2 tRNA genes are annotated in these 206 nt (G+C 54.9%); both read right to left on the minus strand.

What is annotated here, in order from left to right:
* Position 1: 1 nt before the first annotated feature.
* Positions 2-74 (minus strand) — tRNA-Lys (locus tag FC89_RS02825).
* A gap of 2 nt (positions 75-76) precedes the next feature.
* A tRNA-Val gene (locus tag FC89_RS02830) sits at positions 77-149 on the minus strand.
* Positions 150-206 lie beyond the last annotated feature (57 nt).

Genomic DNA, 206 nt, shown 5'->3' on the forward strand with positions numbered 1-206 from the left:
ATGAGTCGTGACAGGCTCGAACTGTCGACCCTCTGATTAAAAGTCAGATGCTCTACCAACTGAGCTAACGACTCAATGGAGGATACAGGGCTCGAACCTGTGACCCTCTGCTTGTAAGGCAGACGCTCTCCCAGCTGAGCTAATCCTCCAGAGCACGGCAGCTTCCTACCCTCACAGGGGGCGATCCCCCAACTACTATCGGCGTT

Source organism: Liquorilactobacillus ghanensis DSM 18630 (genome assembly GCF_001435235.1).
Lineage (GTDB): Bacteria > Bacillota > Bacilli > Lactobacillales > Lactobacillaceae > Liquorilactobacillus > Liquorilactobacillus ghanensis.